Origin of the sequence: Streptomyces tamarix, from assembly GCF_032423885.1 — a bacterium.
Taxonomy (GTDB): domain Bacteria; phylum Actinomycetota; class Actinomycetes; order Streptomycetales; family Streptomycetaceae; genus Streptomyces; species Streptomyces tamarix.
The window spans coordinates 1-8,554 of the sequence record NZ_JAWCTQ010000081.1 but is presented as its reverse complement, the minus strand read 5'-3'; the positions used below and the strand labels follow the sequence as shown (position 1 = coordinate 8,554).

Below are 8,554 nucleotides of genomic sequence, written 5' to 3'. Positions count from 1 at the left end.
CCCGCACGCCGTAGCCGTCCGCGCGCCGTGGCCGTTCGGACGCCCTGTTCGACGACGACGCCGACGCCCCCCACCCGGCGGGCCCGCCGGGGCCGACGCGCGCCCGCACCCGTGCGCGGGGGCCACGGCGATGCGGCCCGGCGATGCGGCCCGGCGATGCGGCCCGGCGACGTGGCCCGGCGGGGCGCGGTGCCGCCCCGCGGGACGGCGCCCGCGCCCCGTGCGTCCCGTACCGGACGCCACCGACGCCGACGCCGACGGGGCGTCACCCCGCAGCGGGGAGGAGAGCGTCCGCGCCTCCTCGCCCCGGCGGTCCTTCCGCGTCGGCGCGGGAGCCGGGGCCGGAGCCCGGGCCGGTGCCCGCCGACCCCCTGTCGGCGACGCCCGCTACAGTGCCCGTGCGCATGCGTGTTCGGGACGCGTGTGGCGGAGCGAAGGGGAGGCCATGCACACGCGACTCAGGGATCTGGCCGAGGAGTTGGCGGCGGTCCTGTGGCGGGAGCACACGCTGTACCGCGAACGGTCGGGCGGCGTCGTCATCCGGGGCGAGCACGTCCGGCGGTGGATCAGCCTCTCGCCCCGCGGCACCCGCGACGACGTGCTCATCCGGGCGGGCCGCATCCTCGACGGCGGCACCACCGCGCCCGCCCGCTCCGAGGTGGTCGTGAGCCTCTCCGCGGGCCGGGACGAGCTGGCCGCCGTCTGCCGCCGCCTGCTGGCCGAGGCCGCCGCCGACGCGGAGCCGTCCGCGGCGGCACGGGCCGAACCCGCCCGCGCGGGCGGGCGGGCCGGGCGGCGCGCCGGCCGCGGCGGCGCCCCCGCGGGGCGTACGGGCGCGTCCCGCTCCGGCAAGGGCCGTTCGCGGCACACGGGCCTGACGTCCTGGGTCGTCCTCCTCGGCGTGATGGCGCTCGTCGGCGTCTACGCCTACCACGCCTCCGCCGCGTACCGCTGACCCCCCGCCGCACCGGCCGCCCGCGCCCGCCGCCCGCCCGGCCCTCGGCCGCGGCGGGAGGCCCGGCCCACGACCCCCGCCCCGGTCGAGGGCGGGGGCGCCGTGCTCGACCGGACCACCAGTTCCGTCGCCAGCTCCACCGGTAAGCCGTCCGTCGGCTCGCCCGCCGCCAGCCGCACCAGCAGCGCCAGCGCCGCCCCGGCCATCTCCGCCAGCGGCCGACGCACCGTCGTCAGCCCCGGCACCGCCCACCGCGCCTCCGGCAGGTCGCCGAAGCCCACGACGGCCACGTCGTCCGGCACGCGCAGCCCCCGCTCGGCGAGCGCCCCGTACACGCCCGGCGCCATCGCGTCCGAGCAGACGCACACGGCCGTCGGCGGCTCCGGCAGGTCCAGCAGCTCCAGCGTCCGGCGCCGCGCCCCGTACTCCTCCGGCTCGTCGGGCCCGGTGCGGCGCACGTACTCGGGCCGGTGCGGCAGCCCGGCCGCGGCGAGCGCCTCGTGCCAGCCGGCGCGCCACGCGCACTGAACGTGCCCGGGCGCGTGCCCGTCGACCAGCGCGATCCGGTCGTGCCCCAGCGCCAGCAGGTGCCCGGCCGCCGCGCGCCCGCCCTGCCGGTCCGCCGCGCCGACCGACACGGAGCCCGGCGACGGTTCCTGCTCCGGATCGATCAGCACGTACGGCACCCGGTGCCGGTTCAGCCACGCGTGCTGGGCCGGGGTCAGCCCGTCGCCGTGGAACAGGATCCCCGCCGTGCCCCGGGCGGCCAGCCGGTCCAGCCGCTCCTGCCCCAGGTGCCGGCCGGCCGACACGACGACCTCCAGGCCCTCCGCGTGCGCGGCCCGCTCCACGCCGTGCAGCACCGCCGCCCCGGAGCCGTCCAGCGCGGACAGCACCAGGTCGACCATGCCGTGCGGCTTCGGGGGCCCGGTCCGGCGGCGGCGCACGTAACCCAGCCGGTCCAGCACCTCGGTGACCCGGCGGCGGGTCTCGGGCGCCACGTCGTCACGGCCGTTGACGACCTTCGACGCGGTCGGCACCGACACCCCGGCCTCGCGGGCGACCACCGCCAACGTCGGTCCGGCGGTGCTCACCGTGCGCGTCATGACGCTCCCTCCGAACAGCGTAGTAAGCGCTTCCTACCCTAGGTGTGCCCCATCTCGGCGGGAAGACCCGCGCCCCCACCGATGATCTCGAACGGCGGGGCCCGGCTCATCCCCGCAGCCGCTCCGCCACGGCGGCGACGGCGTCCGGACCCACCCGGCAGCAGCCCCCGACCAGCCGTGCCCCGGCCCGCTGCCACTCCTCCGCGCGGTCGGCCGAGAACGTGGGCCGGCCGCACCAGCGCCGCGCCGCCGCGTCCCACGTCTCGCCGCTGTTCGGGTACGCGACCACCGGCTTGCCCGTCACCCGCGCCGCGACCTCCACCGCCCGCCGCGCGTCCTCGGGCGCGCAGCAGTTCACCCCGACCGCGACGATCTCGTCCGCGTCGGCCGCCAGGCCGAACGCCTCCTCCAGCGGCTGGCCGGCCCGCGTCCGCCCCCCGCTGACGGTGTACGACAGCCAGGCCGGGACGCCCAGCCCGCGCACCGCGCGCAGCAGGGCGCGGGCCTCCTCGGCGTCCGGCACGGTCTCCAGCGCCAGGACGTCGGGCCGGGCCGCGGCCAGGACCTCCAGGCGGGGGCGGTGGAACGCCTCCAGCGCGGCGGCGTCCAGCCCGTACCGGCCGCGGTACTCCGACCCGTCGGCGAGCATCGCCCCGTACGGGCCGGCGGACGCGGCCACCCACAGCGGTCGGGTGACGCCGCCCGCGCGGGTCTGCCGGGCGGCCTCGCGGACCAGGTCCACGCCGAGCGCCAGCAGTTCGGCGGCGCGGTCGCGGCCGATGCCCCGGCGGGCGAACCCCTCGAACGTGGCCTGGTAGCCGGCGGTCGTCACCACGTCGGCGCCGGCCTCGTAGTACGCGCGGTGTGCCGCGACGAGCGCGCCGGGCTCCTCGGCGAGCAGCCGCGCCGACCACAGGTCGTCGCCCAGGTCGTGCCCGGCGGACTCCAGTTGGTTGGAGAGCCCGCCGTCGAGGACGAGGGCGGCGGAGGGAGAGGCGAGAACGGCGGAGAGCGGGGGAGCGGGGGTGGTCATGGGCGCAAGGTAGCGAAGTCCGTCACTCCCGCCCCGTTGACCTCTCCGTAACGCGCCTTTACCGTTTCGCCGTTCGGAATTGCAGATGCTGTTCGATATAACGAACGGAAGGCGAGCGAACCTCACATGAGCCGCAGTCACGCCCTCAGCCGCCGACTCCTCCTCCAAGGCGCCCTCGCCGCCGGAGCCCTCACCGCCGCGCCCACGGCCGTCGCCCGCGCCGAGGAGGCCGCCGGCCCGGCCTCCCCCGGCGCCGCGGACGCCGCCGACCGGGCCGTCGCGGCGCAGGCCCCCGGCGCGCTGCACGGCCGGCCGTACACCAACCCGCTCGTGCGCAACCGCGCCGACCCGCACATCCACCGCCACACCGACGGCCGCTACTACTTCACCGCGACCGCCCCCGAGTACGACCGCATCATCCTGCGCCGCTCCCGCACCCTCCGCGGCATCGCCACCGCCGACGAGGCGGTCGTCTGGCGCCGGCACACGAGCGGCGACATGGCCGCCCACATCTGGGCCCCGGAGATCCACCACATCGACGGCCGCTGGTACATCTACTTCGCCGCCGCACCCGCCCACGACATCTGGCGCATCCGCATGTGGGTGCTGGAGAACCGGCACCCCGACCCCTTCCAGGGCACCTGGACCGAGCGGGGCAGCATCACCACCGCCTGGGACACCTTCTCCCTCGACGCCACCACCTTCACCCACCGCGGCAGCCGCTACCTCGCCTGGGCGCAGCACGAGCCCGGCATGGACAACAACACGGCCGTCTTCCTGTCCCGGATGGCCGACCCGCTGACCCTGACCGGTCCCCAGGTCCGGCTCACCACGCCCGAGTACGACTGGGAGTGCGTCGGCTTCAAGGTCAACGAGGGCGCCGCGTTCCTCCGCCGCAACGGCCGCGTCTTCATGACGTACTCCGCCAGCGCCACCGACAGCAACTACTGCCTGGGCCTGCTCACCGCCGACGACACGAGCGACCTCATGGACCCGGCCTCCTGGACGAAGTCCCCGACCCCCGTCTTCACCAGCAACGACTCCACCCGCCAGTACGGGCCGGGCCACAACTGCTTCACCGTCGCCGAGGACGGCCGCACCGACGTGCTCGTCTACCACGCCCGCCAGTACAAGGAGATCACCGGCGACCCGCTGCACGACCCCAACCGCCACACCCGGATCCAGAGGCTCGGCTGGAGGCCCGACGGCACCCCCGACTTCGGGGTTCCCGTCGCCGACCGCACCTGACCCCTCCGAAGGAGCCTCCCCATGGCCAGGACGAGACGCCTCGCCCTGCTCGCGACCGCCGCCACGGCCGCCACCACCCTGACCGGCCTCCCCGCGGCCCCCGCCGCCGCCGACGGCCCGTACGGGCAGGGCCTGCGCCACTGCGCCGGCACCACCACCGTCACCTGCCACTACGACGTGGCCCCCGGCACCTACGACGTGACCCTCACCCTCGGCGGGGACACCGCCGCGACCACCACCGCCACCGCCGAGACCCGCCGCACGGTGCTCGCCGCCACGGCGACGGCGGCGGGGGAGCGGACCACCCGCACGTTCACCGTCGACGTCCGCACCCCGGAAGGCGAACCCACCGGGCCCGACGGGACGCCCGGCCTCGACCTCGTCGTCACCGGCGCCGACGGGGCCGCCCCGGCGCTCGCCGCGGTCCGCGTCACACCGGCCCCCCGCGCCCGGCAACTGTTGCTGATCGGCGACTCCACCGTGTGCGACCAGCCGGGCGACCCGTACAGCGGCTGGGGCCAGCAACTGCCCCGGTTCCTGGGCCGGGGCACGGCCGTCGCCAACCACGCCGACTCCGGCGAGTCCACCGTCAGCTACCTGGCGGACCCGGCCCTCTTCGACCGCGTCCGCGCCCGGATCCGCCCCGGCGACCCCGTGCTCGTCCAGCTCGCCCACAACGACAAGCAGACCGACGCCGCCACCTACCGCGCGAACCTCACCGCCCTCGTCGAGGGCGTCCGGGCCGAGGGCGGACGCCCCGTCCTCGTCACCCCCGTCGTCCGCCGCTGGTTCAACCGGGACGGCACCCTCGACAACGGCACCGCCCTCCTCGTCAACGGGCTCGGCGTCGACCACCCCGCCGAGATCCGCGCCCTCGCCGCCCGGCTCGGCACCCCGCTCGTCGACCTGACCGCGCTCACCAAGGCGCGGGTCGAGGAGCTCGGCCCCGAGGCGTCGAAGGCCCTCTACCTGACGGACGAGAAGCGCGACAACACCCACACCTCCGTGCGGGGCGCCACCGAGTACGCCCGGCTGGTCGCGGAGGAACTGGAGGCGCAGGGGCTGCTCGGCCACCGGACCGCGTCCTGACCCACGCCCCGACGCGCGGTCCGTGAACCGCGGGCCACGGCCCGCGAACCGGTTCGCGAACCGGCCCGACCCTTGGGGTCCGGGCCCGGAACGGCCGGTCCGGCGGGGGGAGCGGTCTCCTCCGGCCGGACCGGCCGTACGCCGGGGCGCGCGGTCGGTCACCCGGCGGCGGGTGCCGAGACGGTGCACGCCGCCCCGTTCAGGGTGAAGGCGGCCGGCGGCGTGTTGGCACCGGACCAGGCGCCGTTGAAGCCGAACGTCACCGATCCGCCGGCCGCGACGACCGCGTTGTACGGCAGGTTCGCGGCCGTCACCGACGTCCCCGACTGGCTGACGGAGGCGTTCCACGCCTGGGTGACGCTCTGTCCGGCCGGCCACGTCCAGCCGACCCGCCAGCCGTTCACCGGGGCGGTGCCCGTGTTCCGCACGGTCACCTGGGCGGTGAAGCCGCCGCTCCACTGGTTCTGCACCGCGTACGTCACGGCGCAGCCGCTCACCGGGTCGGGGCCCGGGCCCGGCCCGGGCGTGCCGCTCCAGCCGAGGGCCTCGGCGATGCCGTAGTAGGCGGGCTTGGGCCGGAAGCCCTCGTCGTACGGGGTGGCCGCACCCTCGCCCGGGAAGAAGTCGGGGATCCACGAGTCGGAGTCCGTGAAGCCCCACACGGTCACGCCCGTGCAGCGGGCCACCGCGACGCACGCCTGCGTGACGGCCTTGAAGTCGGCCTTCTGCTGGGCCAGCTTCGCCTCGGTCGCCGGGAGCTGCATCCGGATGTCGAGCTCCGTGATGGCCACGTCCACGCCGAGGTCGGAGAACCGCTTGATGTTCGCCTGGAGCGTGGACGGCACCTGGCCGACGATCAGGTGCGCCTGGAGGCCGACGCCGTCGATGGGCACGCCCTGCGCCTTCAAGGAGCGGACCAGGGCGTACATGGCGTCGCTCTTGGCGTTGATCCCCTCGACGTTGTAGTCGTTGAGGTACAGCTTCGCCGTGGGGTCGGCGGCGCGGGCGGCGCGGAACGCGTCGGCGATGTAACCGTCCCCGAGGACCCGCTGGAACACCGACTGGCGGCGCGTGCCGTCCTCGTTGAACGGCTCGTTGACCACGTCCCAGTGGTGGATGCGGCCCTTGTAGCGGCCCGCCTCGGTGGCGATGTGGTCCGTCATCACCGTGCGCAGCGCGTCGGCGGTCCACGAGCCGTTCTCCACCCACGACGGGAGCTGGCTGTGCCACACCAGCGTGTGGCCGCGCACCTTCTGCCCGTTCGCCTCGGCGAAGTCCACCACGGCGTCGGCGCCGGACCAGCGGAAGTCGCCGCGGACCGGTTCGACCGAGCCCCACTTCATCTCGTTGCCGGGCGTGATGGAGTCGAACTGCCCGGCGGTCACGGACGCGTAGGTGCCGGTCAGCTTGGACGCGGTCACGGCGGTCCCGTAGTAGATGCCCTTCGCCGCGGCGAGGTCCCGCAGTACGGGGTCCGCGGTCTCGGCGGCGTGCCCCGGCACTGCGGCGCCGGTCACCAGCAGGGCGGCGGCCGACAGGCCGAGCACGGCTCTGCGTAAGCTCTGGAGCTTCATGGACGTCCCTCTCATGACGGCTTCCAGTCTCCCCAGAATTTCCGGAAGACTGCTGCAAGGTTTCGAGAGTGCGTCCGGAACGGTAGAGGCGTACGGGGCAACCGTCAACGGAGGTGGGGGAATTGGCAGAGGGCAAGACGTCCGGGGCCGCCCGGGGAAAGGTCACCATCACGGCCATCGCGCGGGAGGCGGGGGTCTCCGTGCCGACCGTGTCGCGGGTCGTCAACGGCAGGTCGGACGTGTCGCCCGCCACCCGCGCGCGCGTGGAGGACCTGCTGAGGGAGCACGGCTACCGGCGCCGCCCCGCCGCGCCCGGTGACCGCGCGGCCCTCCTCGACCTCGTCTTCAACGACCTGGACAGCCCCTGGGCCGTCGAGATCATCCGGGGCGTCGAGGAGGTCGCCCACGCGGCCGGCATGGGCACCGTCGTCTCGGCGATCCACGGCCGCAGCGGTGACGCCCGCCAGTGGATGCGCAACCTGCGGGCCCGCGCCTCGGGCGGCGTCATCCTCGTCACGTCCGTCCTGGAGCCCGTCCTCCACGAGGAGCTGCGGCGCCTCGGCGTCCCCCTGGTCGTCGTCGACCCGGCCGGCTCCCCGGCCCTGGACGCCCCGACCGTGGGCGCCACCAACTGGGCGGGCGGCCTCGCCGCCACCGAGCACCTGCTGGGGCTCGGCCACCGCCGGATCGGCTTCGTCGCCGGGCCGCCCCGGCTGCTGTGCTCGCGGGCGCGCCTCGACGGCTACCGGGCGGCCCTGGAGGGCGCGGGGATCGCCGTCGACGACTCCCTCGTCGTGCAGGGCGACTTCTACCACGCGTCCGGCTTCACCGGCTGCACCGCCCTCCTCGCCCTGGAGGCCCCGCCGACGGCGCTGTTCGCGGCGAGCGACCAGATGGCCCTCGGTGCCATCGAGGCCCTGCGCCGGCGCGGCCTGCGGGTACCGGAGGACATGAGCGTCGTCGGTTTCGACGACCTTCCGGAGGTCCGCTGGTCGGCGCCGCCGCTGACGACCGTGCGCCAGCCGCTCGCCGAGATGGGAAAGACGGCCGTCCGCACGGTCCTGCGGCTCGCCCGCGAGGAGGAGCTGGACTCCGCGCGCGTGGAGCTCGCCACGGAGCTGGTCGTACGGTCCAGCACGGCCCCGCCCGCGAAGTGAGGGGCCCGGTCGGTCCGTCGCCGGAACCGGCGGCGGGGCGGAGGAGACGGTCCTGAGGAGCTCCTCGTACCGGAAAGTTTCCGGTAATTACCGGAAGCGCGCCGCCGCGCCCTCCGGGGCGCCGCCCGCGGCCGGGAAACCCCTCGCGCCCCCCTCCCCGGCCGACGCGTCCTGCCACAGCCCCTGTCCGCACCGGTTTCCGCCGGTCGGAGCGCCCGGAGCGGCCGCTCCTCCCGCTCGGTCACGGCCTGGCCGCACACGGCGTTCGCCCGGGACCCGCCGGGCCCCGTCGCCGCCCGCGCTGCGACGCCGCGGCCACCGAGCGCCGTCCCGGCCGGGCTCGTCGCCCCCCTGCGGCCCCGCACGCGGGGGAGTGCCCCCCACCACGCCGC

At 76.1% G+C, this 8,554-nt stretch carries 7 protein-coding genes; 4 read left to right on the top strand and 3 right to left on the bottom strand.

Annotated elements, in window-relative coordinates; genetic code table 11:
- The first annotated feature begins 445 nt into the window (after positions 1–445).
- Complete coding sequence (locus tag RND61_RS32080) at positions 446–955, top strand: hypothetical protein (protein WP_315881694.1); 510 nt, start codon at positions 446–448, stop codon at positions 953–955.
- On the opposite strand, the gene RND61_RS32075 is transcribed toward RND61_RS32080, so the two are convergent.
- Positions 928–2,061: a LacI family DNA-binding transcriptional regulator gene (locus RND61_RS32075; RefSeq protein WP_315881693.1), complete on the bottom strand. Its 1,134-nt coding sequence runs from the start codon at positions 2,059–2,061 to the stop codon at positions 928–930. The genes RND61_RS32080 and RND61_RS32075 overlap by 28 nt on opposite strands.
- Positions 2,062–2,167: 106 nt before the next feature.
- Positions 2,168–3,094 carry a homocysteine S-methyltransferase gene (mmuM, locus tag RND61_RS32070; protein ID WP_315881692.1) on the bottom strand — a complete coding sequence of 309 codons (927 nt, stop codon included), beginning with the start codon at positions 3,092–3,094 and terminating at the stop codon, positions 2,168–2,170.
- Positions 3,095–3,220: 126 nt separating this feature from the next.
- Here mmuM and RND61_RS32065 point away from each other — a divergent pair, with 126 nt between their 5' ends.
- Positions 3,221–4,342: a glycoside hydrolase family 43 protein gene (locus tag RND61_RS32065; protein WP_315881691.1), complete on the top strand. Its 1,122-nt coding sequence runs from the start codon at positions 3,221–3,223 to the stop codon at positions 4,340–4,342.
- Positions 4,343–4,363: 21 nt separating this feature from the next.
- The gene (locus tag RND61_RS32060) at positions 4,364–5,431 is read left to right on the top strand and encodes a rhamnogalacturonan acetylesterase (RefSeq protein WP_315881690.1); all 1,068 of its coding nucleotides are present in this window, start codon (positions 4,364–4,366) and stop codon (positions 5,429–5,431) included.
- Between the two features lie 158 nt (positions 5,432–5,589).
- Here RND61_RS32060 and RND61_RS32055 read toward each other — a convergent pair whose 3' ends face one another.
- Complete coding sequence (locus tag RND61_RS32055) at positions 5,590–7,005, bottom strand: endo-1,4-beta-xylanase (RefSeq protein ID WP_315881689.1); 1,416 nt, start codon at positions 7,003–7,005, stop codon at positions 5,590–5,592.
- 122 nt (positions 7,006–7,127) lie between these two features.
- Between RND61_RS32055 and RND61_RS32050 the strand changes: the two genes are divergently transcribed.
- Positions 7,128–8,162: a LacI family DNA-binding transcriptional regulator gene (locus RND61_RS32050; RefSeq protein ID WP_391654588.1), complete on the top strand. Its 1,035-nt coding sequence runs from the start codon at positions 7,128–7,130 to the stop codon at positions 8,160–8,162.
- Positions 8,163–8,554: the final 392 nt, after the last annotated feature.

Excerpts from the sequence above, each read along its gene's own strand:
- mmuM (WP_315881692.1), bottom strand. The coding sequence starts at position 3,094 with ATGACCACCCCCGCTCCCCCGCTCTCCGCCGTTCTCGCCTCTCCCTCC.
- RND61_RS32055 (WP_315881689.1), bottom strand. The coding sequence starts at position 7,005 with ATGAAGCTCCAGAGCTTACGCAGAGCCGTGCTCGGCCTGTCGGCCGCC.
- RND61_RS32075 (WP_315881693.1), bottom strand. The coding sequence starts at position 2,061 with ATGACGCGCACGGTGAGCACCGCCGGACCGACGTTGGCGGTGGTCGCC.
- RND61_RS32080 (WP_315881694.1), top strand. The coding sequence starts at position 446 with ATGCACACGCGACTCAGGGATCTGGCCGAGGAGTTGGCGGCGGTCCTG.
- RND61_RS32065 (WP_315881691.1), top strand. The coding sequence starts at position 3,221 with ATGAGCCGCAGTCACGCCCTCAGCCGCCGACTCCTCCTCCAAGGCGCC.
- RND61_RS32060 (WP_315881690.1), top strand. The coding sequence starts at position 4,364 with ATGGCCAGGACGAGACGCCTCGCCCTGCTCGCGACCGCCGCCACGGCC.